13 protein-coding genes and 1 pseudogene are annotated in these 20,449 nt (G+C 62.3%); 11 read left to right on the forward strand and 3 right to left on the reverse strand.

The features are described from left to right. Positions 1–440 precede the first annotated feature (440 nt). The 8 genes from C3Y91_RS18495 (at position 441) to C3Y91_RS18530 (ending at position 11,648) form a co-directional block, all read left to right on the forward strand. On the forward strand, positions 441–2,303 hold the full coding sequence (locus tag C3Y91_RS18495; RefSeq protein WP_130664143.1) for an adenylate/guanylate cyclase domain-containing protein: 1,863 nt from the start codon (positions 441–443) through the stop codon (positions 2,301–2,303). A gap of 209 nt (positions 2,304–2,512) precedes the next feature. Next, on the forward strand, positions 2,513–3,469 hold the full coding sequence (locus tag C3Y91_RS18500; protein WP_130664144.1) for a glycine--tRNA ligase subunit alpha: 957 nt from the start codon (positions 2,513–2,515) through the stop codon (positions 3,467–3,469). 139 nt (positions 3,470–3,608) lie between these two features. Then, positions 3,609–4,160 (forward strand): LemA family protein, encoded by a 552-nt coding sequence (locus C3Y91_RS18505; protein ID WP_130664145.1) that lies wholly within the window; start codon positions 3,609–3,611, stop codon positions 4,158–4,160. A 91-nt stretch (positions 4,161–4,251) separates the two neighbouring features. Further along, positions 4,252–5,514, forward strand: coding sequence for a 3-phosphoshikimate 1-carboxyvinyltransferase (locus tag C3Y91_RS18510; protein ID WP_131589413.1), 1,263 nt, complete (start codon positions 4,252–4,254; stop codon positions 5,512–5,514). Between the two features lie 36 nt (positions 5,515–5,550). After that, complete coding sequence (locus C3Y91_RS18515; RefSeq protein ID WP_168575668.1) at positions 5,551–7,485, forward strand: DUF2207 domain-containing protein; 1,935 nt, start codon at positions 5,551–5,553, stop codon at positions 7,483–7,485. Between the two features lie 64 nt (positions 7,486–7,549). After that, positions 7,550–8,827, forward strand: coding sequence for a phosphoribosylamine--glycine ligase (gene purD, locus C3Y91_RS18520; protein ID WP_130770174.1), 1,278 nt, complete (start codon positions 7,550–7,552; stop codon positions 8,825–8,827). A 99-nt stretch (positions 8,828–8,926) separates the two neighbouring features. Then, entirely contained in the window at positions 8,927–9,388 is a 462-nt protein-coding gene (locus C3Y91_RS18525; RefSeq protein ID WP_024321287.1) for a plant virulence effector HPE1-like domain-containing protein, read from the forward strand. A 436-nt stretch (positions 9,389–9,824) separates the two neighbouring features. After that, on the forward strand, positions 9,825–11,648 hold the full coding sequence (locus C3Y91_RS18530; protein WP_024321286.1) for a methyl-accepting chemotaxis protein: 1,824 nt from the start codon (positions 9,825–9,827) through the stop codon (positions 11,646–11,648). Positions 11,649–11,783: 135 nt separating this feature from the next. Here the strand turns inward: C3Y91_RS18530 and C3Y91_RS18535 are convergent, their stop codons facing one another. Both C3Y91_RS18535 and glyS read right to left on the reverse strand, forming a co-directional pair. Continuing rightward, positions 11,784–12,272, reverse strand: a complete 489-nt coding sequence (locus C3Y91_RS18535; RefSeq protein ID WP_024321285.1) for a 2-thiouracil desulfurase family protein — start codon at positions 12,270–12,272, stop codon at positions 11,784–11,786. Positions 12,273–12,330: 58 nt separating this feature from the next. Then, the gene (glyS, locus tag C3Y91_RS18540; protein ID WP_018070098.1) at positions 12,331–14,445 is read right to left on the reverse strand and encodes a glycine--tRNA ligase subunit beta; all 2,115 of its coding nucleotides are present in this window, start codon (positions 14,443–14,445) and stop codon (positions 12,331–12,333) included. A gap of 161 nt (positions 14,446–14,606) precedes the next feature. On the opposite strand from glyS, the pseudogene C3Y91_RS18545 reads away from it, so the two are divergent. From C3Y91_RS18545 to C3Y91_RS18555, 3 genes and pseudogenes are all read left to right on the forward strand, one after another. Beyond that, a pseudogene (locus C3Y91_RS18545) lies at positions 14,607–16,964 on the forward strand (Tex-like N-terminal domain-containing protein); the annotation flags it as partial. A gap of 136 nt (positions 16,965–17,100) precedes the next feature. Continuing rightward, complete coding sequence (locus tag C3Y91_RS18550) at positions 17,101–18,360, forward strand: cyclopropane fatty acid synthase (RefSeq protein ID WP_024321283.1); 1,260 nt, start codon at positions 17,101–17,103, stop codon at positions 18,358–18,360. Positions 18,361–18,427: 67 nt separating this feature from the next. After that, positions 18,428–19,009, forward strand: a complete 582-nt coding sequence (locus C3Y91_RS18555; protein WP_018070095.1) for a histidine phosphatase family protein — start codon at positions 18,428–18,430, stop codon at positions 19,007–19,009. A 280-nt stretch (positions 19,010–19,289) separates the two neighbouring features. Here the strand turns inward: C3Y91_RS18555 and C3Y91_RS18560 are convergent, their stop codons facing one another. Continuing rightward, positions 19,290–20,276, reverse strand: a complete 987-nt coding sequence (locus C3Y91_RS18560; RefSeq protein WP_168575669.1) for an IS110 family RNA-guided transposase — start codon at positions 20,274–20,276, stop codon at positions 19,290–19,292. Between the last annotated feature and the right edge of the window lie 173 nt (positions 20,277–20,449).

Raw genomic sequence — 20,449 nt, forward strand, 5'->3', positions numbered from 1 at the left:
ATCCGGCGGCCGCCATCGACCGGGGTCGAGCCACGGGTCTCGACCCGTCCTTCGGACTCCCGCCTGCGGGGCGAGGGTTAGGTGAGGGGCAGCGGAATTCCTCTCCCCTATCGGCATTCGACGCTTCTCCGCCGCCGCAGGAGTCCGCTATAAGGTAGCAATTGCCACCAAACGCTGGTTTCTCGAGTTGTCAACGGCGCGGCCGAATCTAGCACCGCCCGAACCGTACCCATCGCCATCATCGTTGCGTCTCGACTGCCATGCGGCCTCAGCCTCACGCACCGTGTGAAAAAACGGAGCTGCGTCACGCTGTCGTAAACCGGTGAAGCAAACGGAAGACCAAGACCCAACTCCCTGGGATCGACTCTGCGGCCGCGCGTGAAACATGCGGCAAAATCATGTACATTGTTTAGCGCGGAATTCCTGTTGGGAGCTAAGACATGGAACGCAGATTATCTGCAATCCTGGCCGCCGACGTAGTCGGATACTCCGCGCTTATGGAGCAAGACGAAGCGGGCACCTTTGACCGCCTTCGAGCGCGACGCACTGAGCTTTTTGAGCCCGAGATTGCGGGGCATCATGGGCGGGTCTTCAAGCTCATGGGCGACGGCCTCCTCGCAGAGTTCGGCAGCGTGGTCGACGCTGTCGAATGTGCGGTGTCTCTCCAGCGCGGAATGGCAGAGCGCAACGCCTCTGTCGCAGAGGAGGAAAGGTTCAACGTCCGCATCGGCATCAACATCGGCGAAGTGATCGTAGATGGCGACGACCGCTATGGCGAAGGCGTGAACATCGCGGCCAGGCTGGAGCAACTCGCGCTTCCCGGCGGTATCTGTATTTCAGGTAAGGTGGCGAGGGAGGTCGACAAAAAGCTCGCGTTTCGCTTCGACTCCGCGGGGCGGCAGAAGGTTAAGAACATCGAGGAGCCAATCGACGTCTACCATGTGCGCATCGACGCCCCGTTCCGCCGACGCATTCTGCACAAGCGCGGGATCGGTCGACTGTGGTGGGCACTTGGAATCCCGGCAGCCGTGGTGGCCGTACTGGCCGCCTGGATGGCGCTATACTATCCGGTGACGATGACCTCTCATCCAGTCTCAAGTACGATCCCATCTGTCGCCGTGCTTCCCTTCAAGGATCTGAGTGCCGACAAGAGCCTAGGGTACTTGGGAGAAGGCGTGGCGAACGACGTCATCGCCATCCTCTCGCGCTTCTCTGACATTGCCGTGGTCTCGCGAACCTCGTCGTTTGCGTATGAGGACAAGCAAGGCGACATCCGCCAGATCGGCACGGAGCTGGGCGTTGGCTATGTCGTCGAGGGCAGTGTGCGCAAGGAAGGCGATAGGGTGCGCATTGTTGCGCAACTTATCAATGCCAAGACGGGGGACCATGTTTGGGCAGACCGCTTCGACAAGTCCGGAACCGACCCGTGGGCGCTCCAGGATGAGTTGACCGCCAAGATCGTGGGGGCGATGACTGGTGAATTCGGAGCCATCCGCAAAGCAGATTATAGTCAGGCTTGGGGGAAGGACAGCACCAACCTCGCGGAATACGACTACTACCTGCGCGCCGAAAGCCAGTTGAACCTTTACACGAAGGAAGGTCTCGAGCGATCAGGTGAAATTTCACGACAGGGATTGCAGGTGTTCCCAGGCTCCCCCTTGCTGACCGTGGAGCTAGGGTGGTCTCACTGGTTAATAGTTGCATTGCTCTACAGTTCTGACCCACAGAAAGATCTTCAGGAGGCGGAGCGGCTGGTCAATCAAGTCCTCGCAGACAAGAACCTTAGTCCGCAGGTAACGAGACTGGCAAACTGGCTTAACGCCTGGCTCCTAACGCTGAAGCGGGATCATGATGGGGCTGTTGTGGCGATGAACAAGGCTATCGCGGCGGCACCATATAACGCCTTCACGCTCACGGATGGAGCAAGTATTTTCCTACAGGCCGGCCAGCCGGAAAAGGCGCTGGAGTTGACCGACGCTGCCGCCGCGCGGGATCCGGGATTGTCGTGGTTCGTGAACTACGTGCGAGGTTTCATCTTTATCGTGCTTGGCAAAAACGAAGACGCAGTTGAGGTGCTGAAGACCACGGAATTCGCCGACGCTCCATTGCAGCTAGCCGTCGCCTATATGCGTCTTGGGCGCCAGGCAGACGCCCGAGCTGCCGTCGAGAAGATGCTCAAGTCAACGCCGGCTGCGACGATCCAGTCGTGGCGGCAGGCCTGGAACTTCCGAGATCCCTCCATTCTCGATCAAGCCGCCGCAGACCTTGCGCGCGCCGGTCTTCCAAGTGGCCGCGCTCAATAGCCAAACGGATTGATGTTCAGCATTCGACGCCCCTACGTCGGTTATGCATCTGGCTCTGCGATAAGTCCCCTTTCCACCCACGGCGTTCTCAATCAGCCCAAAAGGCGAAGCTGGTGGCTGTTGCTCCCGAATAGCGCAAAAGTCTTGACCCCTGCCGCCCTCCATGGCACCTGTCGCGCCGATAAATCCCATGCAATCGGTGCCGTTCGATGTCAGCTATCCCAGACCATATGAACCCGAAGCGCTCCTTCCAGGCGCTGATCCTGACCCTGCATAACTACTGGGCGGACAAGGGTTGCGCGGTGCTGCAGCCCTACGACATGGAAGTCGGCGCCGGTACCTTCCATCCGGCCACCACGCTGCGCGCCCTCGGCCCCAAGCCCTGGAAGGCCGCTTACGTCCAGCCATCCCGCCGGCCGTCCGACGGTCGCTATGGTGAGAACCCGAACCGGCTGCAGCATTATTACCAATACCAGGTCATCCTGAAGCCGAACCCGCCAAACCTGCAGGAGCTTTATCTCGGCTCGCTGGCGGCGATCGGTCTCGATCCGCTGCTGCATGATATCCGCTTCGTCGAGGACGACTGGGAAAGCCCGACGCTCGGCGCCTGGGGCCTCGGCTGGGAATGCTGGTGCGACGGCATGGAAGTCTCGCAGTTCACCTATTTCCAGCAGGTCTGCGGTATCGAATGCTCACCGGTCGCCGGCGAACTGACCTATGGTCTCGAACGCCTCGCCATGTATGTCCAGGGCGTCGACAATGTCTATGACCTGAACTTCAACGGCCGCGACGGCGACGAGAAGATCAGCTATGGCGACGTCTTCCTGCAGGCCGAGCAGGAATATTCGCGCCATAATTTCGAATTCGCCAATACCGAGATGCTGCATCGCCACTTCGTCGATGCCGAGAAGGAATGCCGGGCGCTGCTCGATGCCGGTGCCCCCGGCGACAACGCCAACCAGCGCCTGCACAAATGCGTCTTCCCGGCCTATGACCAGTGCATCAAGGCAAGCCACGTCTTCAACCTGCTCGATGCCCGTGGCGTCATCTCGGTCACCGAGCGCCAGAGCTATATCCTGCGCGTACGCACGCTCGCCAAGGCCTGCGGCGAAGCCTTCCTGCTGACTGATGCGGGCGGCATCAACCTGGGCAAAGAGGCGGCATAACGCAACAGCTCTCCAGCCGTATCGTCCATATAAACGGCTGGTCGGGCACCCCGAATCCTCGGAGATATCGGCGTTTGACGGCAGCCGGCAAAACCGCTTAGTGTCCGCCCGGACATTACTTCGCTGCGGGGGATTCGCGATGTATATTGCACTTGGCGTCATCGTTCTGGTCGCGCTCTATCTCATCTTCGTCTACAACGGCCTGGTTCGCGCGCGGCAGATGGCGGAAGAGGCCTGGTCGGGCATCGATGTCCAGCTCAAGCGCCGTGCCGACCTGATCCCGAACCTGATCGAGACGGTCAAGGGTTATGCCGCCCATGAAAAGACCACGCTCGAAGAGGTGGTTGAGCTCCGCAACAAGGCGCAAGCCGTGCCATCAGGCGATGTTGCGGGCAGGGCGCAGGCGGAAGGTCTGCTCGGCCAGGCGCTCGGCCGCGTCATCGCGCTCGCCGAGGCCTATCCCGATCTCAAGGCCAACCAGAATTTTGCCGAGCTGCAGGCTTCGCTGGAAACCATGGAAGGCGAGCTGCAAATGTCGCGGCGTTATTACAACGGCGCTGCCCGCGACCTCAACGTCAAGGTCGAAAGCTTCCCGTCCAATCTCGTTGCCGGCCAGTTCGGTTTTGCCAAGCGGGAATATTTCGAGATCACCAACGAGGCCGACCGCGCCGTCCCCACCGTGAAATTCTGACGATCCGGCATTTTGCCTTTGCCAGAAAGCGATTAAGAGCAAGGGCAGATCGCGACGCGCTTTAGGGTCGCCTTATGGACGGAAGAACAGCATGACACGCACAGCCAAACTCACGATCATCCCGCCGGGAAAACCGCTTTCGGGCCGCGCCATGCCGCCGGGCTCCAAGTCGATCACCAATCGCGCCCTGCTGCTCGCCGGCCTTGCGAAGGGCACGAGCCGGCTGACCGGGGCGCTGAAGAGCGACGATACGCGCTATATGGCCGATGCGCTACGCGCCATGGGTGTCGCGATCGACGAGCCTGACGATACCACCTTCGTCGTCACCGGCAGCGGTAGGCTTCTGCCGCCGAAGGCGCCGCTCTTCCTCGGCAATGCCGGCACGGCGACACGTTTCCTGACGGCCGCTGCGGCTCTGGTCGACGGCACCGTGATCGTCGATGGCGACGAACATATGCGCAAGCGCCCGATCGGTCCGCTGGTCGAGGCGATGCGCACGCTCGGCATCGACGTGACCGCAGAGACCGGTTGCCCGCCGGTCACCGTCAAGGGAACCGGCCGCTTCCAGGCCGACCGCATCCGCATCGATGGCGGCCTGTCCAGCCAGTATGTTTCGGCGCTGCTGATGATGGCGACCGGCGGCGACCGGCCGGTCGACATCGAACTCGTCGGCGAGGATATCGGTGCGCTCGGCTATATCGATCTGACCACGGCGGCGATGAAGGCTTTCGGCGCCAAGGTCGAGAAGACCAGCCCCGTCACCTGGCGCGTCGAGCCGACCGGCTACCGCGCCGCCGATTTCATCGTCGAACCGGATGCCTCGGCTGCGACCTATCTCTGGGCCGCCGAAGTGCTGACCGGCGGCGCGATCGATCTCGGTGTTCCCTCCGACGCCTTTTCGCAGCCGGATGCGCGCGCCTACGACATGATCGCCAAATTCCCGCATCTGCCGGCAGAGATCGACGGCTCGCAGATGCAGGATGCCGTTCCGACCCTTGCCGTGCTTGCCGCCTTCAACGAGACGCCGGTTCGCTTCGTCGGCATCGCCAATCTGCGCGTCAAGGAATGCGATCGCATCCGGGCACTCTCGACCGGCCTCAACCGCATTGTTTCAGGGCTTGCCCGCGAAGAGGGCGACGATCTGATCGTGCAGTCGGATCCCGCACTTGCCGGCAGGCATCTGCCGGCGGAGATCGACAGCTTCGCCGACCATCGCATCGCCATGAGTTTCGCGCTGGCGGGGCTGAAGATCGACGGCATCACCATTCTCGATCCCGATTGCGTCGGCAAGACCTTCCCCGCCTATTGGCGGACGCTGGCGGCACTCGGCGTGACCTATCAGGACAATGATTGACGAAACGCAGCCGAGGCTGCCGGCGGGGAGACAGGGATGGGGCGTCGGTTTTTCGGATTTTGCTTTGCGCTGCTGTTGATGCTCGCGGCTCCGGCGGTGTTTGCCGCCGAGGTTATCGACAGCTTCGCCTCCGATATCACGCTCGAAAAGAGCGGAGCGATGACGGTGACGGAAACGATCACCGTTAATGCAGAGAACAACCAGATCAACCACGGCATCTTCCGTGACTTCCCGCTCCATTTCACCGATGCCGCGGGCCGCCGCCGCAGCGTCGATTTCGATGTGGTGTCGGTCCAGCGCGATGGCGATAACGAGCCCTGGCACACCGAATCGATATCGGGCGGCATCCGCATCTATGCCGGTTCTGCCGATGTGACGGTGACGCCGGGCCGTCATCGATATGTCTTCACCTACAGGACCAACCGCCAGATCCGCTATTTCGACGATCATGACGAACTCTATTGGAACGTCACCGGCAATGGCTGGATCTTCCCGATCCGCTTGGCAACCGCGACGGTGAAGCTGCCGCCTGCCGTCGGCGCGGCGGAGACGACCTTCTTCACCGGCCCCCAAGGCGCGACGGAAAAGAATGCCCGCGTCAGCGAAACCGGCGCTGGCCTGGTCTTTTCCACCACCGCGCCGCTCGATGCCCACGAAGGCCTAACCTTCGCGATCCGCATGCCGAAGGGTTCGATCGATCCGCCGAGCGCGGATATGGAAAGCACCTGGTGGTTGAAGGACAACCGCAATTATTTCATCGGCTTCGGCGGCCTGATCCTCGTTTTCGCCTATTACACGCGCTCCTGGCTGAAGGTCGGCCGCGATCCTGCCCGCGGCGTCGTCGTGCCGCGCTGGGACGCGCCTGATGGTATCTCGCCGGCGCTGGTCAACTACATCGACAACAAGGGTTTCTCTGGCGAGGGCTGGACGGCGCTTTCCGCCACCGCGCTCAATCTTGCCGTCCGCGGTTACGTAAAGCTCGAAGATCTGGAGAATTCGATCGTCATCCAAGGCACCGGCAAGCCGCTCGGCAAGGAGAAATTCCAGGCCGGCGAGATCGAACTGCTGAAGGTTGCCGGCGGCGCCGGCTCGACGCTGACGATCGACAAGGCCAATGGCGAGCGGGTGAAGTCCGTCGGCCAGGCCTTCCGCTCGGCGATCGAGAAGGAACACCGCGGCAAATATTACAATTCCAACCTCGGTTATACCGCAGGCGGCGTCGTGCTCAGCGCCGCCGCCCTGGTGATACTGTTCGTCTTCGGTTCGCTGGAGCCCGACACGATCGCGCTCATGCTGATTCCAATCGCCATCTCGGTCTTCGTCGCGGTGTTCGTCGCCGGCCTCGTCAGATCGCTGCATCGCGGCAAGTCGCTGTTCGGCAAGATCATCGCCATCATCTCCGCCGCGATCGGCGCCTTCGTCGGCATCAGCATCCTGGCGATCTTGGTGATGGCGCTCACCTCGTCGCTGATGGAGCTGCATGAAACGCCGATGCTCTTTGCCGTCGGCGGCATCGTGCTTTTGAACATCCTCTATTTCTTCATCATGGGCGCGCCGACCCCGCTCGGCGCCAAGATGATGGATGGCATAGACGGCCTGCGCCAGTATCTGACGCTTGCCGAGAAGGACCGGATGAACACGGCCGGCGCCCCGAAAATGTCGCCGCAGCATTTCGAGACGCTGCTGCCCTATGCGGTGGCGCTCGGCGTCGAAAAGCCCTGGTCGCGCACTTTCGAAACCTGGCTTGCGGCAGCTGCCGCCGGTGCGGCCGCTGCCTATGCGCCTGCCTGGTATGCCGGCAATTTCAACAGTGGCAGCTTCTCCGATCGTATCGGCGGCTTTTCCTCTTCCATGGCCTCGACCATTGCTTCGACGATTCCCTCGCCGCCGCCATCGAGTTCTTCCTCCGGTTTTTCCGGCGGCGGCTCGTCCGGCGGGGGCGGCGGAGGCGGCGGAGGCGGGGGTTGGTAGCTTTCCCGCTTGACCTTTCGGTCCTTCGCCCTTAACCGCCAGACGAAACAGGAAAGGGTGGCGCATGAAGGTTCTGTTGATCGGATCGGGCGGACGCGAGCATGCGCTCGCCTGGAAGCTGGCGCAATCGCCGTTGATGACGGAATTCTACGCCGCACCCGGCAATCCCGGCATTGCCGAACACGCCGTGCTGGTGCCCGTTGACATCGAGGATCACCAAGCGGTCGCGACCTTCTGCAAGGACAAGGCGATCGATTTCATCGTCGTCGGCCCGGAGGCGCCGCTGGTTGCCGGCCTCGCCGACCGGCTGCGCGCCGATGGCCTGGCGGTTTTCGGTCCCTCCGCTGCCGCAGCCCAGCTCGAGGGTTCCAAAGGCTTCACCAAGGATATCTGCGCCCGCTACGATATTCCGACAGGCGCCTACCAGCGCTTCAACAATGGACCGAAGGCGAAAGCCTATATCCGCGTCGAGGGCGCGCCGATCGTCGTCAAGGCCGACGGCCTTGCCGCCGGCAAGGGCGTGACGGTTGCGATGACGCTCGATGAAGCTTTGGCCGCCGTCGACGACTGCTTCGAAGGCGCCTTTGGCGCTGCCGGCGCCGAAGTCGTCGTCGAGGCCTATCTCGATGGCGAGGAGGCGAGCTTCTTCTGCCTTTGCGATGGCAAACATGCGCTACCGCTCGCAACCGCCCAGGATCACAAGCGGGTGGGCGAGGGCGATACCGGCGTCAATACCGGCGGCATGGGCGCCTATTCGCCGGCGCCTGTGATGACCGCCCAGATGGTCGAGCGCACGATGAAAGAGATCATCGAACCGACGATGCGCGGCATGGCCGAGAGCGGTCATCCTTTCTCCGGCGTCTTTTTCGCCGGGCTGATGATCACCCAGAAGGGGCCGGAGCTGATCGAATACAATGTCCGCTTCGGCGATCCCGAATGCCAGGTGATGATGATGCGGTTGAAGAGCGATCTCCTGCCGCTGCTGCTTGCCACCGCCAATGGCACGCTCGATCAGGTCAACGCCGAATGGAACGACGATCCGGCGCTGACGGTGGTCATGGCTTCGAAGGGCTATCCCGGCGCCTACGAGAAGAATACGCCGATCCTCTCCCTGCCTGATGCAGGCGAGGGCGAGAAGGTGTTTCATGCCGGCACGGGTCTGAAAGACGGTGCACTGGTTGCGACCGGCGGCCGCGTGCTGAATGTTACCGCGTCGGGCGGCACGGTCGCCGAGGCCAAGGACCGCGCCTACGCGCTGCTCGACAGGGTGAGATGGGAAAACGGCTTCTGCCGGCGTGACATCGGCTGGCGGGCGATCGAGCGCGAAACCGGCTCGGAATGAGTATAAACCGGCCCGTTCTTTAAATTTTTACCCTTTCCCCTGACGGGATAGAAACAAAGCTGCGCTAATTTGCTCCCAAGATGAGACGGAGTAGCGTTGATGCGTCAGATTTTCCTCGGTGCGGCAATCCTGCTGATGGCAGGTTCTGCGATGGCGTCCTCGATAGAGGTGGTCGGCAAGACTGCGCCGCGCGATGATGGCAGCATCGTTACCGAAACCTGCGCCCATTGCCCGCCGCTCCAGGCCGAGCTGACCAAGAAGGACTATACGGTGCCGGAGCTGAAGCCCGGCGTCCTCCAGGCGAGTGAAATCCGCGATGTCGGCGGTGAAAAGAAGATCTATCGCACCGAAGGCTGGATGGGCGGCTCGCCCGTCGTTTTCGTCAGCAAGGCGACGCCTGAATCCATGATTGCGGCCGCGCCGGCGGCGGCGCCGGTAGACGGCATCGACATGAATGCAACCACCGCGGCCGTCATTGGCGGCGACGCCAAGCCCGTTGTGGCAGGTATGGCGGAACAACCGGCAGCGCTTAACGCTTCCGAATTCAAGCTGCGTTTCTAGGAGCAACTTCCAGGAAAGCGCGTAGCGGCTTTCCGCCTGGAATTGCGTAAACAACAAATTCCCTGCCCCCGCCTGATCAAGATTTCGATCGTTTGGGGGGCCACCACTGGTGGGCCGAATGCACCCTCGATGAGCAGCGGGGGTGCATTCATGTTTTGATGCACCGGGCAAGCTGAGAATTCGAAAAAGAAATGATATTAGGCCTGCGGATGAAAATCCGTCGGTGTGCCTAACTCTACCCCCTGATTTTCAGGGAAGTTCACATCGCGAACAATAAAATTAAAGCTTTCTTATAGGGTGAGCATCAATTGTCACTTTACCCGGTCGCAGCATGTTTATTTTAGCAGCGGTAGACGCGTCCTCTTTTTCGGCGCGCTCGCACAGGCGGTAGAAAACCGCGCCGGAATGCAGCTATCCATTCCCGTTGCGAGGCGTCATGAAAAATTTGAAGATATCGAAGCAGCTCATATTGCTTGTCGTCGGCCTGATGATCGCCTTTGCGATTGCCACCTCCCTGCAGATCCGCTCCTCGGTGGATGCGATCTACAAGGAGCGCTATGACATGCTGCGGGCGGAGGTGCAGTCTGCAGTCTCTGTTCTCAAAATCTACCAGGCCAAGGTGACTGCCGGCGAAATGACGCTGGAAGACGCCCAGAAGCAGGCCTACGCCACGGTCAATGCGATGAAATACGACCCCGATGGCTATTTCTTCGGCTATAGCTACGACATCCAGATGATGTTCCATTATGATGCCGCGAAAGTCGGTCAGGTCAACAAGGGCCAGCCGGACAGCAAAGGCAAGCTCTATCGCGAAGAGCTGGTCAAGCTCGGGCAGCAGGGCGGCGGTCTCGTCGAATATTATTCCACAGCCAAACCGGGCCAGCCCGCTGGCGATTTTCGCAAGACGGCCTATGCACAGGCCTTCGATCCCTGGAAGGTCGTCGTCGTCACCGGCGTCTACATGGACGATCTCGATGCTCAGATAAACAGCACGATCCTGACCGCGCTCTCCGGCAGCATCGTTCTGTTCTTCCTTGCCATGACAGCGGCATATTTCGTCATCCGCGGCATATCGGGACCTCTCAACAACGTCCATGCCGCCCTGCAGTCGGTCGCCGAAGAGGATGTTTCGATCACCATCCCGCATACCGGGATGAACAATGAAGTTGGGATGATGGCCAAGGCGACGCAGTCGCTGCAGGAAAAGATCAGGGAACGCCATGCGATGTCGGATCGCGAGGCGGCCCAGCAGCTGGCGCTGGAAAGCGAGCGCGAAAACAATCTGCGCCAGCAGCAGGATGAAGCAACGTTGCAGGCGCGGGTGGTGACGACGATCGGCCAGGCGCTGGCGATGATTGCCCGTGGCGATCTCACCGTCCGCTGCGCCGATCTCGGCCAGAAATACGCCGCCCTTCGCGACAACTTCAACGATGCGTTGTCGCATCTCGAAGCCGCCATGGCCAAGGTCAGCGCCAAGGGCACCGACATCGGCACCAGCAAGGAAGAGATCCGCCGCGCCTCCAACGAGCTGTCGCAGCGCACCGAGCGCCAGGCCGCCAGCCTGGAGGAAACCTCAGCCGCTCTCGATGAGCTCACCGTCGCCGTCCGCCAGACGGCCGATGGCGCCCATGAGGCGAGCAAGCGCGTCCATTCGGTCAGCACCGAAGCCACCCATAGCGATGCGATCGTCACCCAGGCGATCGAGGCGATGAGCGGCATCGAGAAGTCGTCCTCGGAGATTACCAAGATCATCGGCGTCATCGACGAAATCGCCTTCCAGACCAACCTTCTGGCGCTGAATGCCGGCGTCGAGGCAGCCCGCGCCGGTGAATCCGGCAAGGGTTTTGCGGTCGTCGCTCAGGAAGTGCGCGAACTCGCCCAGCGTTCCGCCGCTGCCGCCAAGGAGATCAAGGACCAGATCGCCCGCTCCTCCAGCCAGGTCGACCATGGCGTCCGCCTGGTCGGCGAGGCAGGCGAGGCGCTGAAGCGCATCTCCGACCAGATCAAGGCCGCCAACGAGATCGTCGCCAAGATCGCCCATAGCGCCTCCGAACAGGATACGACGCTGCGCTCGATCTCCTCGTCGATGAACCAGCTCGATGCCGCCACCCAGCAGAATGCCGCCATGGCCGAGGAGACCACGGCATCGGCCGAGACGCTGGCCAGCGATACCGACGAGCTGATCGATCTCATCCGCGGCTTCCGCGTCAGTGGCGAAAGCGCTGCCCCGGCCATGCATCAGGGTCGCCGCGCCGCCTAGCGCAATTCCAGGAAAAGTGTGTAGCGGTTTTCCGTCAGGAATTGCGTAAAAACAAAAACGACGCGGGGACAAAAGCGTTTTTATCACCAAATTTTTAGCGGCCGTCGGTTCTCCGGCGGCCGTGCCTTTTGAGGCTCATTGCCCGATACGCTCGATCAGCTGTTCGATCTCGCGATCGGAAAACACCTCGACGCCATCAGCTTTCAGCGCCGCCGCCGTCACGCCGGCGCCGGCCTGCTTGCGGCCGGAAAACGTGCCGTCATAGATGAAACCGGATCCGCAGGAGGGGCTGCCGTCGATGAGCAGCGCATAGTGGCAGCCGGCCTGCCTTGCGAGCGCCACGGCATTTTCCGCCGCCAGCAGGAACTCTTCCGTTACGTCGGCGCCCGTCAGCTCGACAACCCGCGCCTTGCCGGCCAGCACCTCTTCGCCGCTTGCCGCCTCAGCAATCTCCGCCGGCGGCCGCGGCACCGTCATGCCCGCCGACATCTCCGGACAGATCGTCACCAACCGGCCCTCGGCCCGCCATGTCTCGATTACCGGATGAAGCAACGGCTTCGCCCGCCCGTCATAGCGGACGGCGTGCCCCATGAGACAGGCGCTGACGAGAATCTTGCTCTGCATGTCTGCTTGAATACAGCCGGAGCCGCGGCAATGCCAGACCGCCGATGGCGGCCGAACATCACCCCGAAATCTTCGAGAAATCCGCAACCGTTCCCGTCGCCTCGCGGATCAGTCGCAGCAAAGCGAGACGGTTGGCGCGGATGGCGGCGTCCTCGTCGTTGACGAGCACGTCTTCGAAGAAGCGGTCGACCGGGCCGCGCAGTTTGGAAAGCGCTTCCATCGCCGAGCGGAAATCTTCCCCGGCAACCGCGTCCGAGGCATCCTTCGAGGCGCTTGAGATTGCGGCGAAGAGCTCTTTCTCGGCATCGAGCTTCAGAAGCGCTGGCGAAACGCCGTCGGCGATCACGGTGCCTTTCTTTTCCTCGGCGGCGAGCAGCTGCGTCGCGCGCTTGGTGCCGGCGAGCAGGTTCTTGCCGTCCTCCGAGGTGATGAAGGCGGTCAGCGCTTCGACGCGGCGCGCCACCATCAGCAGGTCGTCGGCATCGGGTGTCAGCACGGCGTCGATGAGATCGTGGCGGGCGCCCTGGTCGCGCAGATAGACCTTGAGACGATCGTGGAAGAAGGAGAGCAGGTCGCCATCCCTAGTTGTTGCCAGCAGCGGCAGGCGGATCCTTCGCTCCAGCAGGATCCTGACGACACCGAGGGCGGCCCGCCGCAGTGCAAACGGATCCTTCGACCCCGTCGGCTTTTCATCGATCGCCCAGAAGCCGATCAGCGTATCGAGCTTGTCGGCAAGGGCGGTGGTGATCGCCACCTTGTTTTCCGGCACACGATCCGACGGACCCTGTGGCTTGTAGTGGTCCTCGATCGCTGCGGCAACGGAGGCATCCTCACCCTGCAGCACCGCATATTTGCGGCCCATCAAGCCCTGCAGTTCCGGGAATTCGCCGACGGCCTCGGTGCGCAGATCGGCCTTGGCGAGCACGGCGGCGCGATCGACCAGAGCCGGGTCGGCGCCGGTGATGTCAGCCAATTCCTTGGCCAGCGTGCGGATGCGGGCGACACGCGCGCCCTGTGTGCCGAGCTTGGCATGGAACGTCACGTCAAGCGCATCGAGCTTGGCCATGCGCTGGTCGAGCGACTTGTTGATGTCGAGGCCGAACTTTGCCGCCGAAGCGGTGAGCGTTTCGAGATCCGGCAGGTTGCCCTGGTCGCGCTTCCAGAAATGCAGCGCATCCGAAAGCCGGGCCCGCACCACCTTGCCGTTGCCGTGAACGATTTCCTTGCCGCCATCGCTCGCCTGGATGTTGGAAACGAGGATGAACTTGTTCGAAAGCGTCTCCTCACCCTGTTTGCGGGTAACGAAGCACTTCTGGTTGGTCTTGATCGTCAGCCGGATAATCTCGGAGGGGATCGAGAGATAATCCTCCTCGAAGCTGCCCATCAGCACCTGCGGCCATTCGACGAGGCCGGAGACTTCCTCCAGCAGGCCTTCGTCTTCCACCAGCTCCAGCCCGTTGGCAAAGGCGATGTCGCGGGCGTCGTGCAGGATGATGTCCTTGCGCCGCTCGGCATCGAGGATCACCTTCGCCTTTTCCAGGTTCGCCGCATAATCGTCGAAGCGCCGCACCGTGATCGCCTCGGGCACATGGAAACGGTGGCCATAGGTGATGTTGGACGCAGTGATGCCGTCGATCTCGAAGGGGATAACGGTGGTCTCCTCATGCTCCGGCCCGAAAGTGCAGACGATCGACTGCAGCGGCCGCACCCAGCGCAGCGCGCCGGGCTTCGACGAGGCCTTGCCCCAGCGCATCGATTTCGGCCAGGGAAAATCGCGGATGATGCCGGGCATCACATCGGTGACGATCTCTTCCGCCGCGCGGCCGGGCTTGGAAATGACCGCGACGTAGAAATCGCCCTTCTTCGGATCGCTCACCACCTGCGCCTCGGAGACCGAGGAAAGGCCGGCGCCGCGCAGAAAACCTTCGATCGCCTTTTCGTTGGCGTCGGTGCGCGGTCCCTTGCGTTCCTCGCGTACATCGGCCGAGCGGGCCGTCAGGCCATGGATGTCGAGCGCAAGCCGCCGCGGCGTCCAGTATTCGCGTGCGCCCTCGTAGGACAGACCCGCTTCGACAAGCGCATCGGTGACGAGCTTCTTCAGGTCGCCGGCAGCCTTGCGCTGCATGCGGGCCGGAATCTCTTCGGAGCGGAGTTCGAGAAGAAGGTTTGGCATGTCGAATTTCCTTGCCTCCCGCGACAGGGGAGGGATGGCATGGGCGCCGGGTCAAAACGTTGCTTCTGCTAGCAAAGAATGGCGCATCTGCACAACCGCAAAATCGCCGCCTTTCCGGCATGCTTATCCTGTGGATCGGCGCTCGGCCGTAAACTCCAACATTGCCTTGCCGCTTTTCGCCGCTATGGTCCCGCCACCTCTGTCGAAACAGGAAATCCCATGGCCGCAGACCTCCGTTTTCTCGCAGCCCGCATCTCCGCCGAAATCAACGCCCGGCCCGAACAGGCCAAAGCCGCCATCGAGCTGCTCGACGAGGGCGCAACCGTGCCCTTCATCGCCCGCTACCGCAAGGAAGTGACGGGCGGGCTGGACGACACGCAGCTGCGCAATCTCGCCGAGCGGCTGGTCTATCTGCGCGAACTCGAAGCCCGGCGCGACGCGATCGTCGAATCGATCACCGGCCAGGGCAAGATGACCGACGAGCTGATGACCAAGGTCGCAGGCGCCGAAACCAAGGCCGAGCTTGAAGATCTCTATCTGCCCTACAAGCCGAAGCGCCGCACGCGGGCCGAAATCGCCCGTGAACGCGGCCTCGGCCCGCTCGCCGAGATGATCCTCGCCGACCGCGCCAAGGAACCGGCGGTGCTGGCCGAAGGCTTCGTCAACGCTGATGTGCCCGATGTGAAGACGGCGCTGGAAGGCGCGCGCGATATCATCGCCGAAGGCATTGCCGAAAATGCCGACCTGCTCGGCAAGTTGCGCGCTCATATGCGCCAGGCCTCTCTGCTGAAGGCGAAAGTCGTCGACGGCAAGCAGGCGACCGGCGAGAAGTTTTCCGATTATTTCGATCATTCCGAACGCTGGGCGACCGCCCCCGGCCACCGCGCGCTCGCCATGCTGCGCGGCTGGAACGAGGAGGTGCTGACGCTGACGATCGAGGCCGACGCCGAGACCGCCTCTCCGAACAAGCCGGTCGAGCGCATGATCGTGGCGGCCTACGAGATCGGTACCAGCCGTCCCGGCGACCGCTGGAGGTCGCAAGCTGGACCTGGCGCGTCAAGCTTTCCATGTCGCTCTCGCTCGACCTGATGCGGGAACTGCGCGAAAGGGCCGAAGAGGAGGCGATCCATGTCTTCGCCCGCAATCTCAAGGACCTGCTGCTGGCTGCACCCGCCGGCTCGCGCGCGACGATGGGTCTCGATCCCGGCATCCGCACCGGCGTCAAGGTCGCCGTCGTCGACGGCACCGGCAAGGTGGTGGCGACATCGACCGTCTATCCCTTCCAGCCGAGGAACGACGTGCGCGGCGCCCAGGTCGAGCTCGCCTCGCTGATCCGCAAGCACAATGTCGAGCTGATCTCGATCGGCAACGGCACCGGCAGCCGCGAAACCGAAAAGCTGGTGGCCGACATGCTCGCCGAGTTGCCGGCGCCGAAGCCGACCAAGGTCATCGTGTCGGAAGCCGGCGCTTCGGTCTATTCCGCCTCGGCGACCGCTGCTGCTGAATTCCCCGATCTCGACGTGTCGCTGCGCGGCGCCGTCTCCATCGCCCGGCGCCTGCAGGATCCACTGGCCGAACTCGTCAAGATCGAACCGAAGTCGATCGGTGTCGGCCAGTATCAGCATGACGTCGACCAGCAGAAGCTGTCGCGTTCGCTCGATGCCGTGGTGGAAGACGCCGTGAATGCCGTCGGTGTCGATCTCAACACCGCGTCTGCGCCGCTGCTATCTCGAGTCTCCGGCCTCGGTCCGTCGATTGCCGACGCCATTGTCCGTCACCGCGACAGCGAAGGCCGTTTCGAGAGCCGGCGGGATCTGTTGAAGGTCGCGAGACTCGGCGGCCGCACCTTCGAGCAATGCGCCGGTTTCCTGCGCATCCCCAACGGCAAGGAGCCGCTCGATTCCTCCTCGGTGCACCCGGAGGCCTACGGCGTCGCCAAGAAGATCGTCGCTGCCTGCGGCCGCGATCTGCGCGCGCTGATGGGCGACAGCGCCGTCTTGAAATCGGTTGATCCGCGCCAGTTTATCGACGAGAAATTCGGCCTGCCGACGGTCAGGGACATCATCGCGGAGCTGGAAAAGCCTGGTCGCGACCCGCGTCCGAGCTTCAAGACCGCGACCTTCGCCGAGAGCGTCAACGAAATTTCCGACCTGACGCCTGGCATGGTGCTGGAAGGCACGGTGACCAATGTCGCCGCCTTCGGCGCCTTCGTCGATATCGGCGTGCACCAGGATGGTCTGGTGCATGTGTCCCAGCTTGCCGATCGCTTCGTCAAGGATCCCCACGAGGTCGTCAAGGCGGGCGATGTCGTCAAGGTGCGGGTTGTCGAAGTCGATGCCAAGCGCAAGCGCATCGGTCTTTCGATGAAGCGCGATGACGGCTCCTCAGCGCCGCCGCCGCGTGGTGATTCTCGTCCAAACCAAGGGTCGCGGCCGCAGAACGAACGCCGGCCTGCGGCTCAGAAACCGGAGAGCCAAGGCGCCTTCGGTGCGGCGCTTGCCGAAGCGATGAAGCGAAAATAAGGGTTTAGCCGGTATTTCGGCAAAAATGCAACAGTTTGGCAGCGTTCTGAACGGAGTGCTAAATCCGGCGCTTGTATGGCGAAAGAGAGCCACTAAGTTGATGTGACCATCCTGTCACATTTGCGAGGCGTCCATGGCGTCGGCATTCTTATCGATCGTCCAGCAAATCGTCCGCAAGGGTTCGTTGAAACTTACCCTTGCCAATGGCGAAACCCACACTATCGGCGACGGCACGGGTGAACCCGTTGTGGCCCGCCTTGCCGATCAGGAGGCCGAGGACGCCATCCGGCGCGACCCGGCCATGAAGCTCGGCGAAATGTACATGCAAGGCCGGTTCATTCTCGAACAGGGCAACATCTACGATTTCCTGTCGCTGGTGAAACAGAACACCACCAATGAAATCTTCGATTTCAAGATGGCGGCACTGCTCCTCGGCCGCATTGCCTGGCAGCAGCTGAAGAGCCGCATGCCGGTCAATCGCAACAAGCACAATGTCGCCCATCATTACGACCTGTCGGCCAAGCTCTTCGATCTTTTCCTCGACGAGGACTGGCAATATTCCTGCGCCTATTTCGAACCGGCCGGCATCAGTCTCGATGAGGCGCAGCTCGCCAAGAAGCGCCATATCGCCGCCAAGCTTCTGCTTGAGCCGAACCAGCGCATCCTCGAGATCGGCTCCGGCTGGGGCGGCATGGGCATGTACCTGACGGAGGCGACCGACGGTGCCGATTTCACCGGCATTACGCTGAGCGAAGAGCAGCTCAAGGTCTCCCGTGCGCGCGCTGAAAAGCGCGGCCTTGCCGACCGTGTGCGTTTCGAACTGCAAGACTACCGCACCATGACGGGCAGGAAGTTCGACCGCATCGTCTCGGTCGGCATGTTCGAACATGTCGGTATCGGCAATTACGGCAATTTCTTCCGGAAGGTATCGGATCTCCTCGACGACAACGGCGTCATGGTGCTGCATTCGATCGGCCGTCCGAAGCCGAGCTTCGGCACCAATGCCTTCATCGAGAAGTACATCTTCCCGGGCGGCTACATCCCTTCCGTCGGCGAGGTCGTGCCGCCGCTCGAGAAGGCCGGGCTGCTGGTCAAGGATATCGAGATCCTGCCGCTGCATTATGCCTATACGCTGCGCCATTGGCGCGAGCGTTTCGTGGCACGCAAGGCCGAAGCGGTGGCGCTTTACGACGAGCAATTCTTCCGCATGTGGGAATTCTATCTGGCGGGTTCGGAAATGGGTTTCCGTTGGGACGAGCTCTTCATCTTCCAGATCCAGATCGCCAAGAACCAGTTCGCCGTTCCCGACAATCGCAACTATATTGAGCGGAACGAAGCCAAGCTGAAGGAATTCGAGGCGACACGCGCACCGCTGGAAAAGGTGACGTTCTGATTCCGCGGAAGTGCCGCTTCCGCTGGCGGTTTTGCCGGGGGACCGATTTTCATGAAAGGACGTGCCGATGAGCAGTGCGTTTCCCGAGATCTATCTGGTCCGCCACGGTGAAACCGAATGGAGCCTGTCCGGGCGCCATACCGGACGCAGCGATATTCCCCTGACGGCGAATGGCGAGGAGGCCGCCCGCAAACTCGCCGACCGGCTGGCGGGCCTTACCTTCTCCGCCGTCTGGTCGAGCCCGTCCGAGCGGGCCCGCAAGACCTGCACGCTCGCCGGCTTCGGCTCGGACGCGGTGATCAAGGACGATCTCGCCGAATGGGATTATGGCGCTTATGAAGGCATCACGACCAAGGCGATCCTTGCCGACCGCCCCGGCTGGCAGCTCTTTCGCGACGGCTGCCCGAACGGCGAGTTTGCCGCCGATGTCGGCGCCCGCGCAGACGCCGTCATCCATGCGCTTCGCCAAGCGGCCGGCACCATCCTGATCTTCTCGAGCTCGCATTTCCTGCGGGTGCTCGCTGCCCGCTGGCTCGGCCTTCCGCCGGAAGGCGGCGCGCGTTTCGTGCTCGATACCGCGAGCATCAGCGTGCTCGGCTATGAGCACGACCTGACCGAACCCGTCATCCGCCGGTGGAACCAGAGATAGGGAAGCTGCGGCAGCGGGTTTGCGGAGTTCGATAGCAGATGCCGCCAGCCGTGTCTCATCCGACCCTTCGGGCCACCTTCTCCCCGAGGGGAGAAGAGGCAGCAAGGCGCGCCGTCACTGCCAAACGAACCCGCCTGCTCAACGGCACTGCCAAACAATGGGGTCGGTGACGAAGCGGCATTTTCCCTCTTCTCCCCAGCGGGGGTCCGAAGGACGGGTCGAGACCCGCGGCTCGACCCCGGTCGGTGCCCGTAGGGCGGATGAGCATCTGTGTTTGGTGTCAAGGTGGATTTGGTGTCCAGATACGGTTTTTAGTGATGAGGGTATTTGCGAGCACGATGAGCTTTCGCATGACGGCGACGAGGACGACCTTGTTGGGTTTCCCGGCCTTCTTCAGTCTTTCGGCGAAGTGCGCGAGGTCGGGGTTGTGACGGGAGGCGGACAGGGCAGCCATGTAGATGGCGTTCCTGGGTGCGGGGCGTCCGCCCCTGATGGCGCGATGTCCGGCCCGCTCGCCACTTTCGCAGGCGAGCGGCGCAAGGCCAGCCAGCATGGCCGCCTGCTTGCCGGAGCAGGCGCCAAGTTCGCAAAGGCCAGCGATCAGGCTTGCGGCGGTGACGGCACCGATGCCGGGAATGGAGATGAGGATGTCGAGGCGGCGGCGCATCTCGGGCTCGGCGCCGATGCTGCGCTCGATCTCGGCATCCAGTCTTGCGATATGGGTATCGAGCGCGGCAAGCCGGCGCGTCAGTTCCTTGCGCAGGAAGGCGGTCACGGCCGTCTTCATCCGGTTGGACAGGGCGGTGCGTTCGCCGTTGGCCGCAGATCGCGCATTGACCAGTTCCTGCAGGGCTTCCAGCGCTTGGTCCTGCGGTGGGGTCTGTGCGGGCTTGAGGGCTTCTCCCATGATGGCCAAAAGCCGCGCATCGAGCCGATCGGTCTTGGCGAGAAAGCCGCAAGCTTTGGCAAACAGCCGGGCGCGCAACGGATCGACGACCGACACGTAAAAGCCATCGGCATGCAGAGAACGCTGAACGGCGCGATGCCACTTGCCGGTCGCTTCCATGACGATGTGCAGCGCCGAGCGCGGCATCTGGTCAAGCGCATCGAGCTCCCGCTTGAGGCGGCGCAGACCGGCCGTGCCATTGGTCACCCGAAAACTGCGGCCGAGAGGATGCAAATGAATGTCCAGCCACTCTTTACAGACATCGATACCGACATAAACTGTCGCCATCGCGGTGCGTTCGGACGATACCTTGCCTTGCATACGGGACCTGCTCCCCACTATCTGTTCAGGACAAACGCGAAGGACGGGCGGACCAGGCTCATCCCCGGTTCAAGCCAAGGGGGTTACGGTCCCGCCCGTCCGACCCCTGGGGGATGGCCATCCCCCAGGGGTCGCACCCATCATCAAACAATGAATGCAGTTTGAACATGCAA

It is taken from the genome of Rhizobium ruizarguesonis, from assembly GCF_012349115.1.
In the GTDB taxonomy this organism is placed as follows: Bacteria; Pseudomonadota; Alphaproteobacteria; order Rhizobiales; family Rhizobiaceae; genus Rhizobium; species Rhizobium ruizarguesonis.